The sequence below is a fragment of the Streptomyces neyagawaensis genome, assembly GCF_023516595.1.
In the GTDB taxonomy this organism is placed as follows: domain Bacteria; phylum Actinomycetota; class Actinomycetes; order Streptomycetales; family Streptomycetaceae; genus Streptomyces; species Streptomyces neyagawaensis.
Genome location: NZ_JAMGBG010000144.1, coordinates 12,377 through 36,671, shown reverse-complemented (window position 1 = coordinate 36,671; position 24,295 = coordinate 12,377). Strand labels below are relative to the sequence as shown.

At 73.3% G+C, this 24,295-nt stretch carries 25 protein-coding genes; 12 read left to right on the top strand and 13 right to left on the bottom strand.

Annotation, left to right across the window (positions count from 1 at the left end):
- Positions 1-159: cobalt-precorrin-5B (C(1))-methyltransferase (locus M8J73_RS38120; RefSeq protein ID WP_505016643.1), on the bottom strand; the 159-nt coding region annotated here is incomplete at its 3' end.
- 18 nt (positions 160-177) lie between these two features.
- On the opposite strand from M8J73_RS38120, the gene M8J73_RS38115 reads away from it, so the two are divergent.
- The gene (locus M8J73_RS38115) at positions 178-924 is read left to right on the top strand and encodes a cobalt-precorrin-6A reductase (protein WP_055542874.1); all 747 of its coding nucleotides are present in this window, start codon (positions 178-180) and stop codon (positions 922-924) included.
- A gap of 171 nt (positions 925-1,095) precedes the next feature.
- Here the strand turns inward: M8J73_RS38115 and M8J73_RS38110 are convergent, their stop codons facing one another.
- Positions 1,096-1,728, bottom strand: coding sequence for a precorrin-8X methylmutase (locus tag M8J73_RS38110; protein WP_055542877.1), 633 nt, complete (start codon positions 1,726-1,728; stop codon positions 1,096-1,098).
- A 214-nt stretch (positions 1,729-1,942) separates the two neighbouring features.
- Between M8J73_RS38110 and M8J73_RS38105 the strand changes: the two genes are divergently transcribed.
- Positions 1,943-2,494 carry a GNAT family N-acetyltransferase gene (locus M8J73_RS38105; protein WP_055542875.1) on the top strand — a complete coding sequence of 184 codons (552 nt, stop codon included), beginning with the start codon at positions 1,943-1,945 and terminating at the stop codon, positions 2,492-2,494.
- 374 nt (positions 2,495-2,868) lie between these two features.
- Positions 2,869-3,267 (top strand): GNAT family N-acetyltransferase, encoded by a 399-nt coding sequence (locus tag M8J73_RS38100; protein WP_055542878.1) that lies wholly within the window; start codon positions 2,869-2,871, stop codon positions 3,265-3,267.
- Positions 3,268-3,279: 12 nt separating this feature from the next.
- On the opposite strand, the gene M8J73_RS38095 is transcribed toward M8J73_RS38100, so the two are convergent.
- The 3 genes from M8J73_RS38095 to M8J73_RS38085 all read right to left on the bottom strand — a co-directional run bounded on the left by M8J73_RS38095 (position 3,280) and on the right by M8J73_RS38085 (position 5,822).
- Entirely contained in the window at positions 3,280-3,852 is a 573-nt protein-coding gene (locus tag M8J73_RS38095) for a hypothetical protein (protein WP_240501753.1), read from the bottom strand.
- Positions 3,853-4,006: 154 nt separating this feature from the next.
- Positions 4,007-4,768, bottom strand: a complete 762-nt coding sequence (locus M8J73_RS38090) for a nuclear transport factor 2 family protein (protein WP_055542876.1) — start codon at positions 4,766-4,768, stop codon at positions 4,007-4,009.
- Between the two features lie 175 nt (positions 4,769-4,943).
- Positions 4,944-5,822, bottom strand: coding sequence for an SDR family oxidoreductase (locus tag M8J73_RS38085; protein ID WP_055542880.1), 879 nt, complete (start codon positions 5,820-5,822; stop codon positions 4,944-4,946).
- Between the two features lie 201 nt (positions 5,823-6,023).
- Between M8J73_RS38085 and M8J73_RS38080 the strand changes: the two genes are divergently transcribed.
- Positions 6,024-6,947 carry a helix-turn-helix domain-containing protein gene (locus M8J73_RS38080; RefSeq protein WP_206188063.1) on the top strand — a complete coding sequence of 308 codons (924 nt, stop codon included), beginning with the start codon at positions 6,024-6,026 and terminating at the stop codon, positions 6,945-6,947.
- Between the two features lie 158 nt (positions 6,948-7,105).
- Here the strand turns inward: M8J73_RS38080 and M8J73_RS38075 are convergent, their stop codons facing one another.
- A complete protein-coding gene (locus M8J73_RS38075) occupies positions 7,106-7,303 on the bottom strand; it encodes a hypervirulence associated TUDOR domain-containing protein (protein ID WP_249829654.1) in 198 nt (65 codons plus the stop codon).
- 138 nt (positions 7,304-7,441) lie between these two features.
- Entirely contained in the window at positions 7,442-8,323 is an 882-nt protein-coding gene (locus tag M8J73_RS38070) for a LysR substrate-binding domain-containing protein (RefSeq protein ID WP_249829652.1), read from the bottom strand.
- A 71-nt stretch (positions 8,324-8,394) separates the two neighbouring features.
- Between M8J73_RS38070 and M8J73_RS38065 the strand changes: the two genes are divergently transcribed.
- From M8J73_RS38065 to M8J73_RS38055, 3 genes are read left to right on the top strand one after another with little or no spacing between them, the layout of a single operon-like run.
- A complete protein-coding gene (locus M8J73_RS38065; RefSeq protein ID WP_055541117.1) occupies positions 8,395-9,600 on the top strand; it encodes a thiolase family protein in 1,206 nt (401 codons plus the stop codon).
- Positions 9,597-10,292, top strand: a complete 696-nt coding sequence (locus M8J73_RS38060) for a 3-oxoacid CoA-transferase subunit A (RefSeq protein WP_055541118.1) — start codon at positions 9,597-9,599, stop codon at positions 10,290-10,292. The genes M8J73_RS38065 and M8J73_RS38060 overlap by 4 nt, the downstream gene beginning before the upstream one ends.
- On the top strand, positions 10,289-11,005 hold the full coding sequence (locus tag M8J73_RS38055) for a 3-oxoacid CoA-transferase subunit B (protein ID WP_055541119.1): 717 nt from the start codon (positions 10,289-10,291) through the stop codon (positions 11,003-11,005). Before M8J73_RS38060 ends, M8J73_RS38055 begins: the two co-directional genes overlap by 4 nt.
- A 6-nt stretch (positions 11,006-11,011) precedes the next feature.
- Here M8J73_RS38055 and M8J73_RS38050 read toward each other — a convergent pair whose 3' ends face one another.
- Positions 11,012-12,202 carry a Cmx/CmrA family chloramphenicol efflux MFS transporter gene (locus M8J73_RS38050; RefSeq protein WP_249829651.1) on the bottom strand — a complete coding sequence of 397 codons (1,191 nt, stop codon included), beginning with the start codon at positions 12,200-12,202 and terminating at the stop codon, positions 11,012-11,014.
- Positions 12,203-12,678: 476 nt separating this feature from the next.
- Between M8J73_RS38050 and M8J73_RS45665 the strand changes: the two genes are divergently transcribed.
- Positions 12,679-13,095: an alcohol dehydrogenase catalytic domain-containing protein gene (locus M8J73_RS45665; protein WP_372504085.1), complete on the top strand. Its 417-nt coding sequence runs from the start codon at positions 12,679-12,681 to the stop codon at positions 13,093-13,095.
- Here the strand turns inward: M8J73_RS45665 and M8J73_RS38040 are convergent.
- Genes M8J73_RS38040 through M8J73_RS38020 form a run of 5 tightly spaced genes read right to left on the bottom strand, consistent with a single transcriptional unit; the run spans position 12,995 to position 18,872 of the window.
- Complete coding sequence (locus M8J73_RS38040; RefSeq protein ID WP_055538116.1) at positions 12,995-14,395, bottom strand: MATE family efflux transporter; 1,401 nt, start codon at positions 14,393-14,395, stop codon at positions 12,995-12,997. The genes M8J73_RS45665 and M8J73_RS38040 overlap by 101 nt on opposite strands.
- Before the next feature lie 44 nt (positions 14,396-14,439).
- Positions 14,440-15,492, bottom strand: coding sequence for a cysteine synthase family protein (locus tag M8J73_RS38035; protein WP_249829650.1), 1,053 nt, complete (start codon positions 15,490-15,492; stop codon positions 14,440-14,442).
- A 13-nt stretch (positions 15,493-15,505) separates the two neighbouring features.
- A complete protein-coding gene (locus M8J73_RS38030; RefSeq protein WP_308408376.1) occupies positions 15,506-16,873 on the bottom strand; it encodes an alanine racemase in 1,368 nt (455 codons plus the stop codon).
- On the bottom strand, positions 16,864-17,886 hold the full coding sequence (locus M8J73_RS38025) for an ornithine cyclodeaminase (RefSeq protein ID WP_079055093.1): 1,023 nt from the start codon (positions 17,884-17,886) through the stop codon (positions 16,864-16,866). The genes M8J73_RS38030 and M8J73_RS38025 overlap by 10 nt, the downstream gene beginning before the upstream one ends.
- The gene (locus tag M8J73_RS38020; RefSeq protein WP_055541206.1) at positions 17,883-18,872 is read right to left on the bottom strand and encodes a TauD/TfdA family dioxygenase; all 990 of its coding nucleotides are present in this window, start codon (positions 18,870-18,872) and stop codon (positions 17,883-17,885) included. The genes M8J73_RS38025 and M8J73_RS38020 overlap by 4 nt, the downstream gene beginning before the upstream one ends.
- 281 nt (positions 18,873-19,153) lie before the next feature.
- Here M8J73_RS38020 and M8J73_RS38015 point away from each other — a divergent pair, with 281 nt between their 5' ends.
- The 4 genes from M8J73_RS38015 to M8J73_RS38000 are packed head-to-tail and all read left to right on the top strand — an operon-like array spanning position 19,154 to position 24,277.
- Complete coding sequence (locus M8J73_RS38015) at positions 19,154-20,689, top strand: ABC transporter substrate-binding protein (RefSeq protein ID WP_055541219.1); 1,536 nt, start codon at positions 19,154-19,156, stop codon at positions 20,687-20,689.
- Positions 20,674-21,699, top strand: coding sequence for an ABC transporter permease (locus M8J73_RS38010; protein WP_372504084.1), 1,026 nt, complete (start codon positions 20,674-20,676; stop codon positions 21,697-21,699). Before M8J73_RS38015 ends, M8J73_RS38010 begins: the two co-directional genes overlap by 16 nt.
- A complete protein-coding gene (locus tag M8J73_RS38005) occupies positions 21,696-22,505 on the top strand; it encodes an ABC transporter permease (RefSeq protein WP_249829648.1) in 810 nt (269 codons plus the stop codon). Before M8J73_RS38010 ends, M8J73_RS38005 begins: the two co-directional genes overlap by 4 nt.
- Complete coding sequence (locus M8J73_RS38000; protein WP_249829647.1) at positions 22,502-24,277, top strand: ABC transporter ATP-binding protein; 1,776 nt, start codon at positions 22,502-22,504, stop codon at positions 24,275-24,277. Before M8J73_RS38005 ends, M8J73_RS38000 begins: the two co-directional genes overlap by 4 nt.
- Positions 24,278-24,295: the final 18 nt, after the last annotated feature.

The window sequence follows — 24,295 nt, the reverse complement described above, 5'->3', positions numbered from 1 at the left end:
CCCGGTCAGCAGGGCGGTGTACGCGGCCGTCGTCGCCGCCGTCGCGCAGGCGCCGGTGGTCCAGCCGGGCCGCAGCCCGGTGTGCTTGAGTTGGGCCGCGCGACCGCCCTTCGCCGTACCGGGCGACTCGCCGCCGCGCTGCTCGTCACTGCTGTTCATGAACGGACCCGGACCCCCATGCACGTGCTGATACTCGGCGGAACCACGGAGGCCCGCCGCCTCGCCGAACTCCTCCACGGCCGGCCCGACCTGACCCTGACCAGCTCCCTCGCCGGACGGGTCACCGGTCCGCGGCTGCCTCCGGGCGAGGTCCGCGTGGGCGGCTTCGGCGGAGCCGAGGGCCTCACCGTGTGGCTGCGGGAGCACCGGGTGAACGCGCTCATCGACGCCACCCATCCTTTCGCCGGGACCATGAGTTTCCACGCGGCGCGGGCCGCCGCCGACGCCCATGTTCCCCTGCTCGCCCTGCGCCGCCCCGGCTGGGTCCCGGCGGACGGCGACGACTGGCACGAGGCCGCGTCCCTGGCGGACGCCGCGACCCTGCTGCCCGCACTCGGCCGGCGGGTGTTCCTCACCACCGGGCGCCTGGGCCTGGGCGCCTTCGCCGGACTCGACGAGCTGTGGTTCCTCGTACGGTCCGTGGAGCCGCCCGAGGCCCCGCACCCGGCCCGCATGGAGGTCCTGCTCGACCGGGGTCCCTTCAGCCTCGACGGGGAGCGCGCGCTGCTGCGCCGCCACCGCGTCGACGTGCTCGTGACGAAGGACAGCGGGGGAGCGGCCACCGCACCGAAGCTCACCGCCGCGCGCGAGGCCGGCCTGCCCGTGGTCGTGGTCCGCAGGCCCCCGGTGCCCGAGGGCGTCCCCGTGGCGACGGACCCCGAGACGGCGGCCCGCTGGGTCGACGAACACCTCACGGGCCGCTGACCGGGGAAGGCGCGGCCGAGGCCACCACGGCCCTCGACGCCCGCGCTCCGTCGGCCCGAGCCCGCCCGGCCCGTGCCGTCGGCACTCGCTTCCTCCACGCCGCTCGGGCCCTCGGCGCCCGTGGTGCCCTCGCCCTCGGTCACGTCCGCGACGGGGCCACCCCGGTCCCCCTCACTCCTCCTCGCTCGCCAGTGCGTTGAGCGCGGCGGCGGCGATGGCGCTGCCGCCGCGTCGGCCGCGTACGACGAGGTACTCCAGCCCCGAGGCGTTCGCGGCCAGCGCGTCCTTGGACTCGGCGGCGCCGACGAAGCCGACGGGGACGCCGATGACGGCGGCGGGCCGGGGCGCGCCCTCCTCGATCATCTCCAGGAGACGGAACAGGGCGGTCGGCGCGTTGCCGACGGCGACGACCGAGCCCTCCAGCCGGTCCCGCCACAGTTCGAGCGCGGCGGCACTGCGGGTGGTGCCGAGCTTCGCCGCCAGCTCGGGGACGGCGGGGTCGGCGAGCGTGCACACCACGTCGTTGTCGGCGGGCAGCCGCTTGCGGGTCACTCCGCTGGCCACCATCCGGACGTCCGTGAACACGGGTGCCCCCGCGCGCAGCGCCTCGCGGGCACGGGTCACCACGCCCGGCGAGTACGCCAGGTCCCGTACGAGGTCGACCATGCCGCAGGCGTGGATCATCCGGACGGCGACCTGGCTCACGTCGGCGGGCAGGGCCGCGAGGTCGGCCTCCGCGCGGATGGTGGCGAAGGACTGGCGGTAGATCTCCGCCCCGTCCTTCTCGTAGTCGTACGTGGTCACGGTGCTCTTCTCGCTGCCTTGGGTCGTCCTGCGGGCGTCGGCGCCGAGGTCCGGGCCGCGTGCACGTCCGGCCGGGCCAGGGAGCCGGACGGCGAGCATATCCACGGCCCCCGCGACGTCCCGCACTCGGGCGGTGACCCTCAGGTGCGCCCTCCCGCGTGCCTCCCTCGCGCTTCACCCGCGGATCGCGGGTGCTTCTGCCACGCTGACGGACATGACGGTGCAGAGATCCCCTCGGTTCGCGCAGTTCACCCGGCCCGACGACGTCACCGCGAGCCTGCGGAAGGAACTCACCGACTGCTGGGAGGACGTGGCGAACGCGGGCGGCGCGGTGCTCGCCACGGAGTTCCCGCCGCTGCCGGTGAGCACGCAGGACGTCGCGCCTGTCGTCGACGGCCTCGTCGGCACCCTGCATCCGGGGCGCGGCAGGCTCCTCGTCGCGACCGTCGGCGGTTCGCTCGCCGGCTGGCTGGTCCTCCGCCGCGAACCGCACCCGCTCGGCGCGCACTGCGGCACGGTCAACCACGTCCAGACCCATCCCCGCTTCCGGGGCCTCGGCATCGGCGCCGGGCTGATGCACCGCGTCCATGACATCGCGCGGGACGAGATGGGCCTGGAGCGCCTGCAACTCTCCACCCGCGGCGGGGTGGGACTGGAGGACTTCTACCGCAAGGTCGGCTGGGAGGAGGTCGGCCGCTGGCCCGGCGCGCTGCGCATCGCGCCGGGCGACGACCGGGACGCCATCCTGATGAGCCTCGTCCTGTAAGTCGGGTCGCCCGCCCTCGCCGTAGGGCGTGCCGGGCGCGACGAGGGTCGGCCGGTGCGGGCGGGAACGGCTATCGAAGTCGGCCGGGCAGCGACGATCGGCCGATCCGCCCGCCGCCGCTTCGCCTCGACGACGGAGGCCCCGACGAGCGGAGGAGCAGGCCCATGACGGACGTACGGGCACACGCGGAACGGGGGCGACGACGGCGTAGCCGCCTCGGCGTGACCGTCTGGGCGGGGCCGGCGGCGGTCTGCGTCCCGTGGACGGCGGCCGCCGCGTCCGGCGGCGACCGCCCCGCGGCCCAGCTGTACGTGGCGACCTGGGGCGACGACGACTGGCCCGGCACGATCGACACCGGTCACTACGGTGGCGCCATGACGATCACGTACGAGTGGCGGGGCGACGTCGACAACTCCGCTCTCAACGAGCTGCACGCGGAAGGGTTCGGCCACCCCGTCGGCCGGACGGACTGGGAGGCGAGGCTGCGGCGCCACAGCCTCGGCTGGGTCTGCGCCCGGGACGGGCAGGGCCGGCTGGTCGGCTTCGTCAACGTCGCCTGGGACGGGGGAGCCCACGCGTTCGTCCTGGACACGGTCGTGGCCCGCGCCGCCCGGTCCAACGGGGTGGGGGCGGCGCTGATCAGGGCGGCAGCCGAGGGGAGCCGTGACGCGGGCTGCGCCTGGCTGCACGTCGACTTCGAGGAGCGTCTGCGGCCGTTCTACTTCGACGCGTGCGGCTTCAGGGAGACGGCGGCGGGGCTGATCGCCCTGTAGGCGCGGGCGGGGTCAGGCCGCGAGCCCCGCCCGACGCAGCAGGGTCAGCCACTCGTCGTACTCCGCCAACTCGTCGTCGACCAGCCCGATCCGTACGTACTCGGCGGTCGCCAGCCGCTCCACGAAGAACTCCTCCAGGCCGGGCGCCAGATGTTCGAAGCGCTCGGCGTCCGGCCATTCGCGGTGCTCGTCGGGGATGCCGAGGACACCGCCGCCCGCCCGGTCGACGTAGACCGGCGTCTCATGGATCATGCCGACGCAGAACAACTTCTCCGGGGACAGCGGCAGGACGCAGTCGACGATCGGATCGCAGTAGAACTGGTGCCCGAGGGCCTCCTCCAGACCGAAGAGCTGCACCGACGGGCCGCAGCTCGCCCCGTCCAGCACACGGCAGAAGTCCAGGAACTCCGCGGGCACCCCCTCCGCCGCCGCGGTCCGCGCCGTCTCCTCGTCGACGGTCCCGCCGAGCAGGTACGAGAAGAGTTCCGGGCTCTCGGCCTTGGCCGTGCGCAGAGCGTCCACCGTCACCCGCAGCCGCGCACCCGGCCGCCTCACATCACCGGCCCCACCACCACTGAACGTCACACCCCGCACGATAGCTTCGCGACCCGCGCCGGGGCGGAGCTGCGGAGCTGCCGGACGGGTCCCCTTCAGCGCGCCACACGGGCGCCGCTCACGCCGAGTGCATGGCGGAAGGATCGGCATCATCGAAGGCTCCGGGCAGTGTTCCGGCGGCCGGTCAGAACAGGCCGTTGCCGTGCGGGAGTTCGGCCGGTACGGGGGCGATGACGTCCCAGTGCTCGACGATCCTGCCGCCCGCCACGCGGAACAGGTCGTAGTAGGCGACCGCCGCACCGAACTCGCCCTCGGACTGCGTCAGCACGAACTCCCCCTCGGCGATGACGCGATGGACCTTCTTGTAGACGAGGTTCTTGCCCTGCTCGGCCCAGGCGGCCGCGGCAGCGCCGAAACCGTCGAGGCCGTCGGCCGCCTCGGGGTTGTGCTGGTGGTAGGTCTCGGTGGAGATGTAGTCGGTCAGCACCGAGTAGTCGGCGCCCACGAGGACCTTCCGCGCGAACTCGGTGACCAGGGCACGGCTGGCCTCGGTCAGGTCGGCCCGCGTGACCTCGGCGGGCCCGTCGGTCTGGGAGCGACCCGAGACGGTCTTCTCGACCAGCGGGGTCAGGGCGTCCCAGTGCTCGGCGAGCTTGCCGTCGGCGTCTACGCGGAAGACGTCGAAGCCGACGAGCGGGTCGGGCCCGAAGCCGTAGTACGTGCCGTGCAGGGCGACCAGGTCGCCGTCGGCGATGACGCGGGCGCCTTCGTAGCGGAAGTCCTCGCCGAGGGAGGCGACGAGCCCGCGCAGGGCCTCGGGGCCGTCGGCGGCGAGCGCGCTGTGCTGTGTGTAGTGCGCGGCCACCCAGCGGTCCACGGCGGACGGATCCTTGTCGCCGAACAGCTCTGCGGCGGCCTGGAGAACGGTGTTCTTCGCGTTGCTCATGACTGTTTCCCTCGGATGCGGACGTGCGGGGACGGGCCTCGGCAGGTCACCCACGCCGGTCGAACGGTGATGTGTTCAAATTAGGCCGCCGACGGCGGCTCGACCGGCTCAGAACGCGACTTCGTGTGGTCAGAATGTGACAGGCGGCTCGGGATGGAGGCGGGCAGGACGGGGGTCAGTCCCCGAGGCCGCGGACGACCTCCGCGAGGGGTGTGGCGGGGTGACCGGTGAGGCGGGGCACGGCATCGCTGACACCGTCGAGTTCACCGGCCGCGATGGCCGTGTACGTGGACACCCAGGCGTCGAGCTGCCACGGCGGGGCGCCGTAGGAGGCGCGCGAGGCGTACGCCTCCTCGACCGTCTCCGGCCGGTAGGTGACGGTACGCCCGAGCCGCGCCGACAGGATCGTGGCCGCCTCGTCCAGGGTCAGCGCCTCGGGTCCCGTCAGGTCGTAAGTGCGGCCCGCGTGGTCGTCCGGGCTGCTCAGTACCGCGGCGGCCGCGTCGGCGATGTCGTCCTGACCGACGAACGCGGCGCGCCCCTGCCCGGCCGGCCCCCGGATCACGCCGTCCTCGCCCACGATGTCGGGGACGAACTCGGCGTAGAGGTTGTCCCGGAGGAACGTGTACGCCATGCCGCTGGCCCGGATGTGCTGCTCGGTGTGGAAATGGTCGCGGGCCAGGGTGAACGTGGCGTCCGGCGCCGCTCCGAAGAAGGACACGTACACCAGGTGCCGGACTCCCGCCTGCGCGGCGGCGTCCACGAACGCCCGGTGCTGGACGAGCCGGTCGGCGCTCTCCGAGGCGGACACCATGAAGACGGTACGGGTGCCCGCGAGGGCCTGCCGTACGGCGGCCCGGTCGGCGTAGTCCCCGCGCACGGCCACCGCGCCGGGGAGCTTCGGAGCGCGCTCGGGGCGGCGCACCACGAGCCTCAGCGGGACACCGCGCTCGGCCAGCCGGCGCGCCACCCGCCCGCCGAGACGCCCGGTGGAACCGGTGAGCGCGACAACGGAGTCTGCGGAGGCGGGGAATGCGGTGGGTACGTCGGACATGATGTGCCGTTCCTCTTGTGTGTGGGGGCGGAGGTAGTCGTAACCGGCGGCGCTCGGACCGGCGCCGGCGGCGATCAGGAGCGTCATGGCGCTCACAAGGCGTACGTCCTTTCCGGTTTCCGCCATGAGCAAGCGCCGGTTTCTGGGCGGCACGACCAACGTACGACGAAACCCGAGAAAACCTGGATAAACTTCCGACTGATGATGGCCAAAAACCGACACGGTTCCTCTCAGGAGATCGTCAGGATCCCCTTCGTCGCGCCCGCCGGCACCCCCACCGGGATCGAGGTCATGTCACTGGCCGCGCTGCGCGGCCGTGTCTCCGCGCACTCCCTGGAGCGCCCGCAGCGCCCGGAGTTCCACCACCTGCTCACGCTCACGACGGGCGACCTGCGGCACACCGTCGACTTCGACGACTACGTGCTGCGGCCCGGCTCCTGGCTGTGGGTGCGCCCCGGGCAGGTGCAGCAGTGGGGTGACCTCGACCGGGCCGAGGGCACGCTGGTCCTGTTCCAGCAGGACGTGCTCGACGCGGCCACCGCGACCGCCGCCCGGGTCGACGACCCGCACGCCCCCGTCGTCGTCACGCCCGCCGCCGACGACGCCCAGGCGGTGGCCCTGGCCGCGGAGCACCTGAGGCAGGAGTTCCAGGCGCTCGGCCATCTCCCGCTGGAGGTGCACAGGGCGGCCCTGCGGCATCTTCTGGCGGTCCTCCTGCTGCGGCTCGCCCACCTCACGGTCCCGGCCGGCGTTCCCGCTCCGGACCCCGACGAGACGTACCTGCGGTTCCGTGACGCGGTCGAACGGGACTTCACCCGCACCCGGCGCGTGGAGGACTACGCCCGTGCGCTCGGCTACTCCGGACGCACCCTCTCCCGGGCGACGCTGGCCAACGCGGGGATCAGCGCGAAGGAGTTCGTCGACCGCAGGGTCGTACTGGAGGCCAAACGCCTGCTGGCGCACGGCGACCGGACCGCGGCGCAGATCGCGGAGCAGCTCGGCTTCCTCAACCCCTCCCAGTTCAGCAAGTACTTCACGCACCGCACGGGCCGGTCCCCGATCGAGTTCCGCAAAGGGGTTCGAGGCCGCGGCGAGGATCCCGCCCCGCCGCCTGCCGTCACTTAGAGCTCCGAACAAAAGGGGAGCCCGGCTCGCGACGCCTGGCACGCACGCTCGCCGCGTTGCCGTCGCACGCACCAGACGCCGCGAGCTGATCGGACTCCCCTTTTGTTCGGAGCTCTCAGCCTCCGGCCTCCTTTGCGCTCCGTGCCCTCCACGCGGCGTCACTTCCTCTTCAGCGCGGACGGCTTGTGCACCGCGGAGCGGCCGGACTTCTCGCTGCGGACCTGGTACTGCAGGTCCTCGGGCGAGGCGTCCACCGTCCTGCCCGCCGCCTCCGTCCGCTCCGTGATCTCCTTCTCCACCTCGCCCTCGGCCCGGCCGCCGTGACTGCCCCAGGCGACCTTGTCGCCCTCCTCCAGCCTCTTGCCCCTGCCCCGGCCCTTCGCCGTGTCGGCCTCCTTCCCCGGCCCAGCGGACAGCGTGCCCCCGATCTCCAGCGTGCGGGCATCCCGTCCGCGTCGCAGCTCCGACCGCCACCGCGCCCCCGGAAGTCCCTCTCAGAACGCCGCCCTGATGATCCCCACCGTGCGTTCCAGGTGCGGCTCCGCGCGGTCGGCGCGGTGGGCGACGGCCAGCTCCACGCGGGCGTCGGCCGCGGCCAGCGGCAGGTACGCGACGCCGTCGAGCGCCAGCGCGGTCACCGGCTCGGGCACCACCGCCACCCCGAGGCCCCCGGCCACCAGCGTGACCAGCGTCGACGTCTCGCCGACCTCGTGCCGGACGTGCGGCTCGACCCCGGCGCCGCGCAGGAGGGCCATCACGACGTCGTACATCACCGACCGGCGGTCGGCGGAGTGCACGATCAGGTCGGTCCCGGCCAGGTCCGCCACCCGCAGCCGCTTCCGGCGGGCGAGCGGATGGTCGACCGGCACGGCGACGACGAGCCGGTCCCGGCGCAGGGCGTGCACGGTGAGCGAGGGATCGGCAGACGGCGGGCGCAGCAGCGCGACATCGATCGCGCCGGTGCGCAGCGCCTCCACCTGGTCGGGTGCGAGCATCTCGCCGCGGAAGGAGAAGTCGACACCGGGCAGCGCCTCCGACAGTCGCCGCGAGAGCGTGGGCAGGAGGCTGTACGTCGCCGAGCCCACGCACCCGATCGCGAGATGCCCCACGGTGCCGGCGGCGACGCGCCGGGCGTGATGGCCGGCCTCGTCGACGTCGCCGAGGATCGCCCGGGCCCGCGCGAGATAGGCGCGGCCCGCCTCGGTGAGGTCCACCCGGCGCGTGGTGCGGCGGAGCAGCTCGACCCCCAGCTCGGCCTCCAGCTGCCGGATCTGCTGGGAGAGCGGCGGCTGGGCCATGTGGAGCCGCTCGGCGGCCCGCCCGAAGTGACGCTCCTCGGCCACCGCCACGAAGTACCTCAGGTGCCGCAGATCCATATGTCGTCCATATCAATCGGGTCGGATATGCGTACTTCAGAATATCGCGGGCCTGGATTAGCGTCGCCTCCATGAGTGCTTTCATCTACGCCGCGACGCGGACGCCCTTCGGCCGCTTCAACGGCGCGCTGGCCGGTGTCCGCCCCGACGACCTCGCCGCCGCCGCGATCACCTCGACGCTCGCGACGGTGCCCGGGCTCGACCCGGCCGCGATCGACGACGTGGTGTGGGGCAACGCCAACGGCGCCGGCGAGGAGAACCGCAACGTCGGCCGGATGGCCGCGCTGCTCGCCGGGCTCCCGGTGAGCGTGCCCGGCAGCACCGTCAACCGGCTGTGCGGGTCCAGCCTCGACGCGGCGATGATCGCGAGCCGGGCGATCGAGTCCGGCGACGCCGAGGTGGTGCTGACCGGCGGCGTGGAGTCGATGACGCGGGCCCCGTGGGTGCTGCCCAAGCCGGCGAAGGGGTTCCCGGCCGGCGACGTCACCGCGGTGTCGACCACGCTCGGCTGGCGGCTGGTCAACCCGCGCATGCCGAAGGAGTGGACGGTCAGCCTCGGCGAGGCCAACGAGCGGCTCCGGGAGCGCTTCGGCATCACCCGCGAACGGCAGGACGAGTTCGCCGCCCGCTCCCATCGACTCGCCCACGCGGCCTGGGAGTCGGGCTTCTACGACGACCTGGTGGCGCCGGTCGAGGGCGTCGACCTCACCCGTGACGAGGGCATCCGCGCCGGGTCCACGCCGGAGGTGCTCGCCGGGCTGAAGCCGGTGTTCCGCACGCCGGAGCAGGGCGGCACCATCACCGCGGGCAACGCGAGCCCTCTCAACGACGGTGCCTCCGCGGTGCTGTTGGGCAGCGAGGGGGCCGCGGCGGCGATCGGGGCCGACCCGGTCGCCCGGATCGCCGGGCGCGGGGTGATGGCGCTGGAGCCGCAGGACTTCGGCTACGCGCCGGTCGAGGCGGCGAACCGCGCGCTGGCCCGGGCCGGCATCGGCTGGGACCAGGTGGGCGCGGTCGAGATCAACGAGGCGTTCGCCGTGCAGTCCCTCGCGTGCCTCGACGCGTGGAAGGTCGACCCCGCCCTCGTCAACCAGAAGGGCGGTGCCATCGCCATCGGCCACCCCCTGGGCGCCTCGGGGGGCCGGATCCTCGGCACGCTGGCCAAGGTGCTGCGGGAGACGAGGCAGCGCTACGGCGTCGCCGCGATCTGCATCGGGGTCGGCCAGGGCCTGGCCGTCGTCCTGGAGAACTGCGATGTGACGGGGGTGGACGCATGAGCAGGGCGGAGATCCTGCGGAGCGCCGACGAGGCGGTCGCCGGCATCGAGGACGGGTCCACCGTGCTCGTGGGGGGCTTCGGCCTGGCGGGCATGCCGTTCGACCTGATCGACGCGCTCATCAGGCAGGGGGCGAAGGACCTCACCATCGTGTCCAACAACGCCGGCAACGGCGATGTCGGGCTCGCCGCGCTCCTCGCCGCCGGCCGGGTGCGCAAGGTGCTCTGCTCCTTCCCGCGCCAGGTCGACTCCTGGGTCTTCGACGACCTCTACCGTGCCGGGAAGGTCGAACTCGAGGTCGTGCCGCAGGGCAATCTCGCCGAGCGGATGCGCGCGGCCGGTGCCGGCATCGGCGCATTCTACTGCCCCACCGCGGTCGGTACTCCGCTCGCCGAGGGCAAGGAGGAGCGGGAGATCGACGGCCGGAAGTATCTGCTGGAGTACCCGATCAAGGGCGACTACGCGCTGATCAGCGCCCACCGCGCGGACACGATGGGCAACCTCGTCTACCGGAAGACCGCCCGGAACTTCGGACCGGTCATGGCCACGGCCGCGACGACGACCATCGTCCAGGTCGACCAGGTCGTCGAGGCCGGGCAGCTCGACCCCGAGGCCGTGGCCACCCCGTCCATCTACGTCGACCGGATCGTCCAGGTCGAGGCCCGTCACTACACCGTGCAGGGGGCGCGATGACCACCACACCGACGACCGGGTACGCGACCGCGGAGGGGAGCCCGGCGAGCGGTCCGGCGGACGCCGTGCCGCCGATGACCGCCGACCACCGGCTCTCGATGGACGAGTTGGCCGCCGTCATCGCACGCGACATCCCGGCGGGCGCCTTCGTCAACCTCGGGATCGGCCAGCCCACCAAGATCGCCGACCATCTGCCGGCCGACTCCGGGGTGGTGCTGCACACCGAGAACGGCATGCTCAACATGGGGCCGAAGGCCGAGGGCGACGCGGTCGACCCCGACCTCACCAACGCCGGCAAGGTCCCGGTGACCGAGCTGCCGGGCGCGGCGTACTTCCACCACGCCGACTCCTTCGCGATGATGCGCGGCGGCCACCTCGACGTCTGCGTCCTCGGGGCGTACCAGGTGGCGTTCGACGGCGACCTCGCCAACTGGCACACCGGTGAGCCCGACGCCATCCCCGCCGTCGGCGGTGCCATGGACCTCGCCATCGGGGCCAAGGACGTCTACGTGATGATGACGCTGTTCACCCGCTCCGGTGAGCCGAAGCTCGTGCCCCGCTGCTCCTATCCGCTCACCGGCGTCGGCTGCGTCAGCCGCGTCTACACGGACTGCGGCGTCTTCGACGTCGGCCCCGACGGCGTACGGATCCGGCAGACGTACGGCGTCTCCGCCGACGAACTGGCGGAGCGCCTCGGCATCACGCTCCCCTAGGCGGGATCACGCACCCTCCTCCGTGCCCCGGCGGGCCGCGACGGCGGTACGGAGGGGGAGTGCGACCAGCGGCGCGACGAGCAGCGCGACCGCGACGAGAACTCCGCTCGCCCACAGCGGCCCGAGGGCCCCGGCCCGGGTGCCGAGGGTGGTCGCGGCTATGACGGGGCCGGCGGCGGCGCCGATGTTGAGCGCCGCCGTCGCGTACGAGCCGGCCATGGTGGGTGCTCCCGCCGCCTCGTGGAGGACCCGTGCGATCAGCGTGCCGCCCACCGCGAACGACAGGGCGCCCTGCACGCACACGAGGACCAGCAGCGCGACCGGCTCGGCCGCCAGCAGCGCCAGGACTGGCCAGCCGAGGAGCAGCAACGGCCCGCCGACCGCGAGGACTTGGTTCAGGCGCCGGTCGGACAGCCGGCCGGCGACGCTCACGCCCACGAAGCCCCCGGCGCCGAAGAGCATCAGGGCGACGGAGACCCACCACTCGCTCAGCCCGGCGGTGCCGGTCACCACGGGGGCGAGGAAGGTGAGGCCGCCGAACGTCGCCGCGTTCACCAGTGCGCCCAGCAGCATCACCAGGAGCAGTCGCGGCCGGGCGAGTTGGGCGAGTTCGACGGTGAGGGACGGCCTGGCGGTCGCCTCGGCGTTCCCGTGTCCTGCCGGGATCCCCTTGAGGATGCCGAGCGCCGCGGGCAGGCAGAGCGCGGCGACGGCCCAGAACGTGGCCCGCCAGCCGAGCGACGTGCCGAGCAGCGACCCGCCGGGGACACCGGCGACCGTGGCCACCGTCGTGCCCGACAGCAGCACCGCCAGCGCGCGTCCCTTCCGGTCGGGCGGGACCAGCGCGGCGGACGCCGTCAGGGCGACGGCGAGGAACCCGGCGTTCGCGACCGCGGCGACGACTCGGGTGGCGAACAGGACGGTGAAGCTCGTGGTGAGGGCGCCCACGACATGCGCCGCCGCGAAGGCGAGGACGAACCCGAGGAGGCCGGAGCGCGGGGGCCGGTCGCGGGCGAGCGCGGCCACCAGGGGAGCGCCGACGACCATGCCGATCGCGAAGGCCGACGTGAGCGTGCCCGCCGTCCCGACCGTGACGCCGAGATCCCAGGCGATGTCCGGCAGGAGGCCGGCGAGCATGAACTCCGAAGTGCCCATGGCGAAGACCGCCACGGCGAGCAGATACAGGGGGAGAGGCATCGAGTGGCTCCGAGGTGAGGAGAAGCACGAGAGGGTCATCTCGTCACCGTGGCCAGCCCGGAGCGCGCCCTCGTCCCACCGCGCAGGGCGGTACGACGACAGGGCTACGCGTTCAGTGGTTCAGGGGGCTGACGGCGTGACCGAAAGCCCCCGAGTCATCCGACTCAGGACTCGACATGCCCCGCACGCTACCCGACCCGAGCGGACCCCAGCAGCCGCGTTTCCGTCGGTCCAGGCCCGTGTGCGTCCCGATGACGACCTCCTCCCGCCACTCGGCGGGGGTCGACCCGACGGGTGCCGGATGGGCGTGCGGAGGCAGGGCTTCCAGGCTGGGGGGCATGACACACCGTGCGCGGCACGCGGAGCCCGACACCCCCCTCGCGTCAGTGGTCGCACGGCTGGCCGCCACGCAGCTCCTGGCCCCCACCGGAGCGGCCGATACGTGAGCCGACGTACGCCGGCCTCCGCATGGTCGAGTGACGCGAGGCGCCCGACCCCCGGTCCGGTCGGCCGGCGAGGCGGTCGTCGTGCCGGCCGCCGCGACCTCCTGCGACGTGGACTCGGCGATCCTGGCGGGCCACGCCTTCATCGAGCCGCCCTTCGCCCTCGGCCACGAGTGCGTCGCCCCTGTCGTCGACATCGGTGACGCCGTGACCGCCGTCGCCCCCGGCGACCTGGTCGTCGTGCCCCGGTCCGTCAGCTGCGGCACCTGCGGCCCCCGGCGGCACCGCCGTCGGCGCGAGCACGGCGCCCCGACCCGGACGCCCCGGCGGTCCGTCGTGGCGCCGCCGGTCAGGCCTGGGCAGGCTCCGCTTCCGTGGGGCGGGGCAGCCGGCCGAGGCCGCGGTCGAAGCGGCGCAGGAGGAGCACCGCGGTGGTTGCGAGGCCGGTGAGGAGGCCGAGCCAGATGCCGAGGGTGTCCAGGCCCAGGGCGAGGCCGAGGAGAGCGGCGGCGGGCAGGCCGACGAGCCAGTAGCCGACGAGGGTGACGCGGAAGCCGCCCTTGGTGTCGTCGAGGCCGCGCAGCAGGCCGACGCCGATGTTCTGCGCGCAGTCGAAGAACTGCAGCACCGCCGCGACCAGCAGCAGTTGGGTGGCGATGTCGACCGCCTTGGCGTCACCGGTGTCGAAGAACGGCGCGAGCACCAGGCCGGGCGCGGTCACGTACACCAGCCCGACCACGGCCATCACCGCCGCCGCGCAGGCCACGGCGGTGGCCTTCAGCCGCTGGGCCGCCGCCAGGTTGTGCAGCGCCAGCTCCCGGCTGACGCCGATGGACGCGGCGTGGGAGAGGCCGACGGCGATCTGGAAGACGATGTACACGAGCTGGTTGACGGCGGTGTGCGCGGCCAGCGCCGCCGTGCCGAAGCTGCCCGCGAACAGGGCGACGACGAAGAAGAAGCCCGCCTCGGAGCCGTAGGTGGCGGCGATCGGCGTACCGAGTCCGGTCAGCCGGCGCAGGGTGGCGGGGCGGGTCTTCCAGACGCTGAGCGACAGGACGGGGGCCAGCCGGGGGTCGCGCCGGGCGGACAGGTACAGGGCCAGGCAGGACAGCGCGTACACCAGGCTGGTGGCCAGGCCGATGCCGGGCAGGCCCAGCTCCGGGAAGATCCAGGTGCCGTGGACGAAGGCCCAGTTGAGGCCGGCGTTGACGGCGATCGAGACGAGGGTGATGCGCAGCAGGGCCTGCGGGCGGCGCATGCCGACGGTGAACTGCCGTATCGCCTGGAACCACAGGCAGGGGATCAGACCCGGCGCCATCGTGTACAGGATCGGCTTCGCGGCGTCGACCACCTCCGGGTCCTGGCCCAGCCAGACCACGGCGTGCCCGATGAGCACCATCAGCACGGCGCCGACGACCCCCACGAGGGTCGACAGGAGCAGGCTCGCCCTGACCAGGTCCCGGACCTCGTCCTCGGCGGCCTCCGGTGCGTCGGCCGACTCCGCCCGCGCGTCGGCCGCCGCGACCTGGTTGCCGACGGCGGTGACCATGCCGACGCCCATGGTGCGCAACTGGTTGAAGATCACCATGGCGAGGCCGCCCGCAGCGAGGGCCTCGGTGCCGATCAGGCCCATCATGACGGTGTCGGTGGTGGTGAGGGCGACCTGCGCGAGCTGGGTGAGCGCGAGCGGTACGGCCAGCGTGGCGAGGGCGCGGCTGTCGCCGAGGAGGCGGGCGAGGGCGGGCGGCATCGACTTCCGTTCCTGAGGTGGGGGGACGCTGACGACGGGACGAACTACCCCTGGACGTCCGGCGCGACGCGGCGGAGCTTGGCGAGCAGCTCGTCCACCTCGCGTTCGGTGTCGGGGGAGAGCAGGTCCCGGGCGTCCATCCAGTCGTCGTCGAAGACCGTGTCCAGGTACTTCTCCCCGCCGTCGTTGATCAGGGCGACCATAGTCGTCCCCGGCGCGAGGGACGCCATCCGGGTCAGGGCCTCGTACACCACTCCGCCGGCCGAGCCGCCGAGCATGAGCCCGGTGCGGCGGGCCACGGCGCGGGCGGTGGCGAACGCCTCGACGTCACCGACCTTCGCGCCCTCGTCCAGCAGGCTGTAGTCGACCATGGCGCCGATCGTCGCGCCCTCCGGTGTGCCGGTGCCCGACTGGTGGTAGTCGTGCGCGGGTGGCCCGAAGGCGATGGACCCCTTGGGCTCGACCCCCACGATCCGCACGTCCGGCACGGTCGCGCGCAGCGCGCCCCCGGTGCCGAACAGTCCGCCGCCGGTGCCGACCGCGCCGATCAGGATGTCGATCCGGCCGTCCAGCGCCGCGTCCAACTCCCGGGCCACCGGGTGGTAACCGACGCCGTTGGCCATGTTGTTGTGCTGCTCGGTGAAGTACGCGTTGTCCGACTCGGCGGCCATCCGCTCCGCCAGCTCCTCGCGCGCGGCCGTGGCGAGGTCCTCGTCCCCCTCGGCGGCCACGTAGACCAGTTCGGCGCCCATGGCCTTCATGGCGCGCAGCTTGTCCTTGGACGCGTGGTGGTCGACGACCGCGGTGAACGTGTAGCCGCGCTCGGCGGCGACCACGGCGAGCCCGAGCCCGGTGTTGCCGGAGGTGGACTCGATGATCCGCCCGCCGGGCCGCAGCAGCCCGCGCTCCTCGGCGTCGACGACCATCTGCCGGGCCATGCGTATCTTCGCCGTGCCGGTCGGGTTGAACTGCTCCAGCTTCAGCAGCAGCCGGGCGTCGCTCTCCGTGCGGCACAGCTCGAACAGCGGTGTGGCGCCGATGAGTTCGGAGACCTGGCGGACGACGGGCGGACGGTGCAGTGGGTGGGGGTGGCTCATGGCGGGGAACTCCCTACGGGTGGCGGTCGAGACGCCAGTGGGGGCGGACGGAGGGGGAGTCGTGGGCCGGCGGTTCGACGACGACCTTGGGCGGCAGCGGCAGTTCGTGGAACGGGGACTCGTTGGAGTCCATCTGGTAGCCCGCCGTGTTCAGGTACACCAGCAGGTCCCCGGTGGCCGGGCGGACGGGGAAGGGGATCTTGCGCCAGGTCAGCAGGTCCGACTCCAGGCAGGTGGCGGCGCCCACACAGGCCGGATACGGGCCCGCGTCGGCGAGGTCCGCCCGGTCGGCGGGGACGACGACCGGGTCGGGCAGGAACTCGCTCTCGAACCACTGCTCGGACAGGCTGAGGCTGCTGCCGTCCACGGTGAGGATGTCGTAGCCGTCGCGTTCCTTGACGCCCTGGACCCGGAAGACGCTGCACCCCGCCTGGTCCAGCAGTGCCCTGCCCGGCTCGACGAGCAGCGTCACCCCGGCCCGACGCACCAGGTCGGCCAGGCTCGACGTCTCGTCCGCCGGGGTCGAGGCGAGCAGGGCGGCGAGGGCGTCCGCGCCGGCGACGGGGGAGTGGTACGGGTAGTAGCCGGGGAAGGTCTTGCGCCGGTGGAAGTGCTCGGGCCGGGTGCTCTCGTGGAAGCGGCGCCAGTCGTCCGCGCCCACGTAGTCCACCGCGAAGCCGCCGCCCACACTGACCCGGTCGGCGCGCAGCCCCAGGGTGCGGGCGTGCGCGCACAGCCGCACCGCCCGGGCGGCCAGGTCGGCCCGTTCCTGGATGTCGTAGCCGGAGAGGTGGAAGCTGAAGCCCGCCATGTCCACGTGCTCGGTGCGGCAGCGGCCGAGGGCCGTCGCCGTCTCGGTCTCGTCCAGGCCGAAGCGGCTGTGCGGTTGCCCCGGCGGAAGGAGGCGCAGCACCACCTGTGCGGTGCGTCCCAGTTCGCGCGCCAGGGCGAGGACGCGGTCGAGTTCGTCGAGGGCGTCCACGGCGATCAGCGCCCCGTGCAGCACGGAGACCCGCAGCAGATGGTCGTCCTTGGCCGGGCCGGTGATCACCAGGTCGGTGCCGCGCACCCCGGCCGCGAGCGCCTCGCGCAGCTCCCCGTGGCTCGCCACGTCCACGCCCAGGCCCGCCCCGGCGGCCCGTTCCACGAACACGGACGCCTTGTTGGCCTTCTTGGCGTAGTACACGCGCCCGTCCACGCCCGCCGCGGTGAACGCCGCCCGGAACGAGGCGGCGTTCGCGTCGAACCGCCGCGGGAACAGCACGTGGTAGGGCCCGCCGAGGCCGTGGCCCAGCTCGTGCAGGAGGGAGCTGCCGAGGGGTTCGAGGAGCGCGCGCACCTCCTCGGTGGTGTGGGAGGGGAGGGCGGTCGTCACGTCCACAGCGGCACCGCCGTGCCGAGGCCCTGGGCGAGCGCGAGCTGGGCGAACCGGTGGCCGAGAGCGATGTCGGTGACGACCAGCCCGCTGTTGTACGCGAAGATCCGCTGCCCCGGGTCCGTGCGGCCCTCGGCGCGGCCCGCGAGCACCTCCGGGAACTCGGCGTGCACGGCCCGGAGTTCGCCGTCGGCGCCGGCCATGTCCGTGCCGGTGACCCGCATCTGGGCCTCGCTGGTGGCGATGACGCGGTCGGCGGTGTGCAGGGTGGAGGGCGCGATGCCGTACCCGATCAGCACCGACAGCGCGGACGGCCCCAGCCACTCGGCCTCGACGGACGCGGGGGTGCCCGGCCCGGCGGTGGCGAGGACGACGTCCGCGTCCGCGGCGGCGGCCCTGAGGTCCGTGACGATCTCCAGCTCCCGGTCGGGGAAGTGCGCGTGGAGCTGCTCGCGCACGGCCCGGATGCCGTCCGGGTGGGTGCCGAAGAGCATCAGCCGCTCCAGGTCCGGCAGGGTGGTCAGCAGGAACGGCAGCGCGAGCCGGCCCTGGGTGCCGGTGCCGATGACGAGGGCGCTGCGGCTGTCCGGGGCGGCGAGCTCCCGGGCCAGCAGGGCGGAGACCGCCGGGGTGCGCAGGGCGCCGATGCGGCCGCAGTCGAGCATGGCGACCGGCAGGCCGGTCTCGTCGTCGTAGAGCGTGAGCGTCGTGTAGTAGTGCTGCTTGTCGCGGTCCTCGTGGAGGCCGTACTTGTAGGAGGTCTTGATCGCGACGACCCCGCGCACCCCGTCCCGGCCGAGCATCGCGTAGGCGACGGAGTGGCCGTCCTCGGGCTTGACGGTGAGCTTGCGCGGGTTGTCGGAGCGGCCGTCCGCCAGGGTGCGGTACGCCTGCTCCACCACGGAGACGACATCGGTCAGCGTGATGTCGATGCCGGCCACGTCGCTGGTGCTGAGCACGCGCAGGGTCTTGTCGTCGGGCGTCACGGTCGTCCCTCCCGGACGGTCGATGCGGGTCATGCGTAGGCCTCCACGGCGGCCTGGCCGTAGCCGTGCTCCGACTCCTCGGCGGGCGGCCTGGTGCCGCGGCCCCCGACCCGCACGGAGGAACGTTTCAGCCAGCGGTCCGTGCCGTCGTAGCGGGCCCGGAAGGGGACCCGGCCGTGAACGACGAGATCGTTGTCGACGACCAGGACCTCGCCGGGGTTCAGGCTCACCGCGACGCTCACGCGGGCGAGTTCGTCCTCCAGTCGTGCGTAGGCCGCGCGGTGGTCCTCGGGTGCCTGGTCCAGCGGGGTGTAGGCGGGGTCGAAGCGCAGGGTCAGGCCCTCCTCGGACGCCCAGAGCGTGGGCACGGCCGGTGGCTCGCCGGCGTAGCCCTGGGCCTCCTCGTAGGCGTCGTCGGGCAGGATCGGCAGCACCGCACGGCTGAGCAACTCCACCTCGTGGTCGTCGAGTTCGACCTGGCGGATGCTGGCGGCGGTGGTGGCGACGGAGTCGTGGTTGCGCATGCAGCCGAGGATCAGCAGATGGGCCCGGCCGGGGTGGAACGCGTCCTCGGTGTGCGGGCTGAGCAGCACGCTGCTACTGGCGCCGGTCTGCTCCTCCTCGTGGCCGGGGGACGGCACGATGTTGTGGACGAAACGGCCTTCCTGCTGGCCCTCCCAGGCGATGGGGGTGCCCATCACCGTCGAGAGCAGCAGCAGGACCACGTCGTATACGGCTCCGGCGTCACCGGCCGTCGACCAGTGGCTCGGTGTGGGGCCGATCTCGGTGTCGTCGACGGGCATGCCGCGCAGCACGAACAGGCCGTCGGCGGTGTCGACGGGGCGGCAGGCGTGGCGTATCGCGTCGCTCAACGAGGCGGCCGCGGCGGGGACTTCGGCCAGCAGGCCGGGGTGGGCCGACAACCCGTCGTACCTGGCCAGGAGGGTGCGGGCGGCGGCGGTCAGTTCGGCCACCGAGTCGGGGTCGAGCAGGCGTACGGGTGCGGTTCCCGTGGGCATGGGTGACTGTCCGTTCCAGTGCGGGGGGTGCGGGGCGCGTTGCTGGTCTACGGGCATGGAGAAGAAGGCCCTCCGGAGCGGGCCGCGTGGTCGGTGCGGCGCCGGGAAGCCCTGCTGAAACATAGCCAGCCCCCAGGCGGACAGGCAAGGCTTACCTAAGTAGGATCTAGGTCACGTGAAGTCGGTCTTGTCACACGGGAGTTGCACAAGATAGGTAAGGCTAAGCAAATCTCGGTCAACTGCGGGAAAATGAGGAACACGTGGAGCTGACGCGACGTCACATGCTCTGGCTCGGCGGCGCCATCGGCGCGGGCGCCCTGCTCACCGCTTGCGGTGGGGGCGGCGACGAGGAGCCGAACGCGGCCGCCGGCGGCGGCTCGGCCGAACCCGTCAAGGGCGGCACCCTGCGGGTCGGCGCCCTCGGCAGGGCCGGCGCCATCACCCGGGACCCCCACGGCAGCCAGGCCAACGAGAGCGACTACCTCATCCTCAGCCTGATCTACGACACCCTGACCGTCCCCGGCACCAAGCCCAACACCGAGCCCCGCCTCGCCGCGAGCTGGAAGGCCTCGGACGACCTGAAGACCTGGCGGTTCACGATCGCCAAGGGCGCGAAGTTCCACGACGGCTCCCCCGTCACCGCCGACGACGTCGTCTTCTCGCTCAAGCGCCTGCGCGCCACCCCCGCCGGTGCCTCCCGGCTGCCCGGCATCCAGGCGAAGAACATCTCCGCCGACGGCACCGACACCGTCGTGATCGTCTCCGACTACGCCAACGCCGAACTGCCCCTGCTGGTCCGCCTCACCACCTTCGTCGTCCCCAAGGGCACCACCGACAAGAACATCGCCAAGGCCCCCGGTACCGGCCCCTTCAAGCTCGACTGGTTCCGCGGCGGCAACGCCCGCCTCGTCCGCAACGACGACTGGTACGGCGGCGACGTCCACCTCGACGCCATCGAGGTCAAGATCTTCGAGAGCCCCCAGGCGATGGCGAGCGCCCTGCTGGCCGGCCAGATCGACCTCGCCTCCAACGTCGGCGCCGTCGCGGCCCGCACGGCCGAGAGCCGCAAGGACATCAAGACCGTCCGCCGCCCCAACGACATGGCGATGCCCATCGTCCTGCGCACCGCCGACGGCCCGTTCGCCGACGCGAAGGTCCGCGAGGCGCTGCGCCTGGCCGTCGACCGCGAGGCCATGGTCAAGCAGGTCCTGTCCGGCTACGGCACCGTCGCCAACGACGTCCTCGGCACCGGCGACCCGGCCTACGACAAGAGCATCCCGCAGCGCACCCGCGACCTCGCCAAGGCCAAGCAGCTGCTGAAGGAGGCCAAGTTCGACACGTCGAAGACGTACGAGCTGTACACCACCGAGGACATCGCCGGCCTCGCCGAGTCGGCCACCCTCTTCGCCACCCAGGTCCGCGAGGCCGGCGTGAAGGTGAAGGTCGTCAAGCAGGAGTCCGCCACCTTCTGGGACAAGACCTGGCTCAAGGGCGACCTCTACACCACCTACTGGGGCACCAACGACTCGGTGGTCTTCTTCGCCAGCAAGACCATGGTCTCCGACAGCGGCACCAACGAGGCCGGCTGGAAGGACGAGGAGTTCGACACGGCGTACCAGAAGGCCATCGGCACCGCCGACGCGAGCGAGCGCACCGCACTGCTGAAGCAGCTCCAGCGGATCGAGCACGACAGCTCCGGCTACGTCCTGTGGGGCATGGCCGACGGCATCGACCTCGCCGGATCCAAGGTCAACGGGCTGCCCACGCTGCCCGGTTACGGCCGGGTCCAGCTCGAGCGGGCATGGCTGGCCCGTTGACCGCTGACACGGCCGCACCCGCCGGGCCCTCTCCCGAGGTGGAGAAGGCCCGGCGATCGCGTGCTTCCCTCGCCCTGCTCGCCGCCCGGGTCGCTCTCGTCGTCCTGAAACGGGCGGCGCTCCTCGCGGTACTCCTCGCGCTGGTCTTCGTCACCGTCGAACTGCTGCCGGGCGACGCCGCCGACGCCACCTCCGAACGCGGGGAGAGCGCCGCCGACACCGAGGCCCGACGCAGACTCCTCGGCCTCGACCGGCCCGTCCTCGAACGCTTCTGGGACTGGATGAGCGGCCTGCCCACCGGCGACCTCGGGGTGTCGGCGCGCGGCGAGAAGGTGAGCGACCTGCTGTCCTCGGCGTTCCCCAACACCCTCGTGCTCGGCGGCCTCGCCCTGCTGCTGACCGCCGTCCTCTCCCTCGCCCTCGGCTGCTGGGCCGCGCTGCGGCCCGGTGGACGCGTCGACCGCGCCGTCTCCGGCACCGCCACCGCGGTCCTCGCCCTGCCCGAGTTCGTGGTCGCCGTCGCCCTCGTCCTGCTGCTCTCGCTGTGGACGGGCCGGCTGCCCGCGGTCACCCTCACCGACGCCGACGGAACCCCCGCCGACTGGACCATGCTGATCCTGCCCGTGCTCGCCCTGACCGTCCCACAGGCCGGCTGGAACGTACGCATCGTGCGCGCCGCCCTCGCCGACGAGGCCCGCGCCCCCCATGTGGAGACCGCCGTCCTCGACGGCCTGCCCCCGCACCGCGTCCTCACCCACCACGTCCTGCCCGGCGCCCTGCCCACCATCACCGCCGGCCTCGCCACCTCCACCGGCATGCTCCTCGGCGGCGCGGTCGTGGTCGAAACCATCTTCAACCACCCCGGCATCGGGTCGGTCCTGGCCTCCGCCGTGACCGACCGCGACAGCCCCGTCATCGCCGGCGTGACGGCTCTGTCGGGCGCGGTCATCACCGGCGTCCTGCTGCTCGCCGACCTCGTCCGGGACATGACGGCGGGAGGACGCCGATGAGCCCCCGCGCCGTCGCCCTCCGCGTGCTGCCCGCCCTGCTGCTGCTCGCCCTCGCCCTCGCCGGGCCCTGGCTCGCCCCCCATCCCATCGACGCCCCCGTCGCCGCCCCGTACGCGGAACCCGGCGGCGACGCCCTGCTCGGCGGTGACCAACTGGGCCGGGACGTGCTGAGCCGACTGCTCGCCGGCGGGCGCGACCTGGTGCTCTCCTCGCTGCTCGTCGCCGCCCTGGTCACCGGTGGCGCCGCGGTCCTCGGCGCGATCGGCGCGCTGCGCCCGCGCGTCGGACGCCTGGTGGAACGGATCGCCGACGTGCTGATGCTGCTGCCGGCGGTGCTCGGCATCCTCCTCGTCACCCTGTCCTGGCCCGACGGCGGACGGCTCGCCGTGATCGCCGCCGCCGTCGTCCTCGGCGTGCCGTACGCGGTACGGCTCGCCGCCGGAGCCGCCGCCCCGGTGGCCGCCTCCGGCTACGTCGAGGCCGCTGCGGCGGGCGGCGAACGGCTGTGGCACCTCGTACTGCGGGAGGTTCTGCCCAACCTGCGCGCCACCCTGCTCGCCCTCTTCGGCCTGCGTTTCGTCGCCGCCGTCTACCTGGTCGCCACCGCCGGATTCCTCCAGGTCGGGCCCCAACCCCCCGCCGCCGACTGGGCGTTGATGATCCGTGAGAACTCCCCCGGCATCCTCCTCAACCCCTGGTCCGTGGTCGCACCCAGCCTCGCCATCGGCCTGCTCGCCCTCTGCGTCAACCTCGCGGCGGCGGCCCTCGCACCCCAGTCCGGCCGGAAGGCGGTGACCGTCCTGTGAGCCACACACCCGACCGGTACCGGGAGGACGGCCCTCCCGCGCCCGCCGCCACCCCCGCGGCCCGGATCACCGACCTCACCGTCACCGCCCACGACGGGCGGATCCTCCTCCAGGACGCCCGGCTCACCCTCCGCCCGGGCCGGCTGACGGCTCTGACCGGCCCCTCCGGCTCGGGCAAGACCACGCTCCTGCGCGCCCTCACCGGACTCCTGCCCCCCGGCACCGAGCGCACCTCCGGACACGTCGAGGTCCTCGGCCACGACGTGTTCACCCTCTCCGAAAGGGACCTGCGCACCCTGCGCCGCGAGCGGCTCGCCTTCGTCGGCCAGGACCCCGGCTCGGGCCTCAACCCCCGGATGCGGGTCCGCTCCCTCCTGCGCGAACTCAGCGACGACCGGACCCCGGAGGCGGTGCGAGCCCTCCTCGAAGAGGTACGGCTCCCCGACGACGGCACCCTCGTCACCCGGCGCCCGGCTGCCCTGTCCGGCGGACAGCAACGCCGGGTGGCCCTCGCCCGCGCCCTGGCCCGCCGCCCCCGGCTCCTCCTCCTCGACGAGCCGACGGCGGGCCTCCACCCCGAACTCCGCGACGACATCGGCGACCTGCTGCGCCACCTCGCCGGCGAACACGACCTGGCGGTGGCGCTCTCCTGCCACGACCCCGAACTGGTGGAACGCATCGCGGACGAGGTGGTGGAACTCCGGGCGGGGACGCCCGCGCCCGGTACGTCCCGGCGGAGTGGTGTGTCGGGACGTCCGCCGGAGGGGCCGGGCGAGGACCGGGTGGGGAACCGCGCGGGGGATCCGGCGGAGGGTCGAGTGGCGCACCGGGCGGTGGGCTCGGTCAGGTCCTCGGCCGGGTGTTCGCGGGAGGACCGGGCGGGGGACTCGATCGGGTCCTCGGTCGGGCGTTCGCCGGGCGACCGGAAGGAGGTCCGGGCCGGGGCCGCGGAGCAGGGCCCGGTCGAGGGCCGGACGCGGCACCGGGGATCCGGGACCGGATCGGCGGACGTCCCCGTACTGGACGTGCGCGGTCTGTGCGTGGTGTTCGGCAGGCGTTCGGACGTCCCGGCGCTGGACGGTGTCTCTCTGTCCGTCGCTCCCGGGGCGGCGACCGGCATCGTCGGCGCCTCAGGCTCCGGCAAGACCACGCTCGTCCGCGCCGTGGTCGGGTTGCAGCCGATCACCGCCGGCACGATCCGTCTCGACGGGGCGCCGCTGAGCACGGGCCTGCGCGGGCGCAGCCGCGAACAGCGCCGCCGCGTCCAGTTGGTCACGCAGAACCCGCTCGGCGCGCTGAACCCCAGCCGTACGGTCGGCGCCGCGCTCGGCAGGCCGCTGCGGCTGCACCGGCGGTGCGCGTCCGGCGCGGCGCCGGTCCGGGTGGCGGAACTGCTCGAACAGGTGGGTCTGCCCGCCGAGTTCACCTCGCGCTACCCCCATGAACTGTCCGGCGGACAGCGTCAGCGCGTGGCCATCGCGCGGGCCCTGGCGGCCGACCCGGACGTGCTGATCTGCGACGAGGTGACCTCGGCACTGGACACCGCCACCGCCCAGTCGATCATGGACCTGCTGGTCCGGCTGCGGGAGGAACGTGGCACGGCCCTCGTCCTCATCAGCCACGATCTCCCGCTGATCGCCGACCGCACCGACACGGTCACCGTCCTCGACGCGGGCCGCGGCGTGGAATCCGGCCCCACGGCAACGGTCTTCACCGCCCCGACCCACGAGGCGACCCGCGCACTCCTGCGAACACCGGCGGGGGTGGTGTGAGACCGAGGCTTCTCGAAG

Coding starts and splice junctions, on each gene's coding strand:
- M8J73_RS38115 (WP_055542874.1), top strand. CDS start 178: ATGCACGTGCTGATACTCGGCGGAACCACGGAGGCCCGCCGCCTCGCC.
- M8J73_RS38105 (WP_055542875.1), top strand. CDS start 1,943: ATGACGGTGCAGAGATCCCCTCGGTTCGCGCAGTTCACCCGGCCCGAC.
- M8J73_RS38100 (WP_055542878.1), top strand. CDS start 2,869: ATGACGATCACGTACGAGTGGCGGGGCGACGTCGACAACTCCGCTCTC.
- M8J73_RS38090 (WP_055542876.1), bottom strand. CDS start 4,768: ATGAGCAACGCGAAGAACACCGTTCTCCAGGCCGCCGCAGAGCTGTTC.
- M8J73_RS38085 (WP_055542880.1), bottom strand. CDS start 5,822: ATGTCCGACGTACCCACCGCATTCCCCGCCTCCGCAGACTCCGTTGTC.
- M8J73_RS38080 (WP_206188063.1), top strand. CDS start 6,024: ATGATGGCCAAAAACCGACACGGTTCCTCTCAGGAGATCGTCAGGATC.
- M8J73_RS38070 (WP_249829652.1), bottom strand. CDS start 8,323: ATGGATCTGCGGCACCTGAGGTACTTCGTGGCGGTGGCCGAGGAGCGT.
- M8J73_RS38065 (WP_055541117.1), top strand. CDS start 8,395: ATGAGTGCTTTCATCTACGCCGCGACGCGGACGCCCTTCGGCCGCTTC.
- M8J73_RS38060 (WP_055541118.1), top strand. CDS start 9,597: ATGAGCAGGGCGGAGATCCTGCGGAGCGCCGACGAGGCGGTCGCCGGC.
- M8J73_RS38055 (WP_055541119.1), top strand. CDS start 10,289: ATGACCACCACACCGACGACCGGGTACGCGACCGCGGAGGGGAGCCCG.
- M8J73_RS38050 (WP_249829651.1), bottom strand. CDS start 12,202: ATGCCTCTCCCCCTGTATCTGCTCGCCGTGGCGGTCTTCGCCATGGGC.
- M8J73_RS38040 (WP_055538116.1), bottom strand. CDS start 14,395: ATGCCGCCCGCCCTCGCCCGCCTCCTCGGCGACAGCCGCGCCCTCGCC.
- M8J73_RS38035 (WP_249829650.1), bottom strand. CDS start 15,492: ATGAGCCACCCCCACCCACTGCACCGTCCGCCCGTCGTCCGCCAGGTC.
- M8J73_RS38025 (WP_079055093.1), bottom strand. CDS start 17,886: ATGACCCGCATCGACCGTCCGGGAGGGACGACCGTGACGCCCGACGAC.
- M8J73_RS38020 (WP_055541206.1), bottom strand. CDS start 18,872: ATGCCCACGGGAACCGCACCCGTACGCCTGCTCGACCCCGACTCGGTG.
- M8J73_RS38015 (WP_055541219.1), top strand. CDS start 19,154: ATGCTCTGGCTCGGCGGCGCCATCGGCGCGGGCGCCCTGCTCACCGCT.
- M8J73_RS38010 (WP_372504084.1), top strand. CDS start 20,674: ATGGCTGGCCCGTTGACCGCTGACACGGCCGCACCCGCCGGGCCCTCT.
- M8J73_RS38005 (WP_249829648.1), top strand. CDS start 21,696: ATGAGCCCCCGCGCCGTCGCCCTCCGCGTGCTGCCCGCCCTGCTGCTG.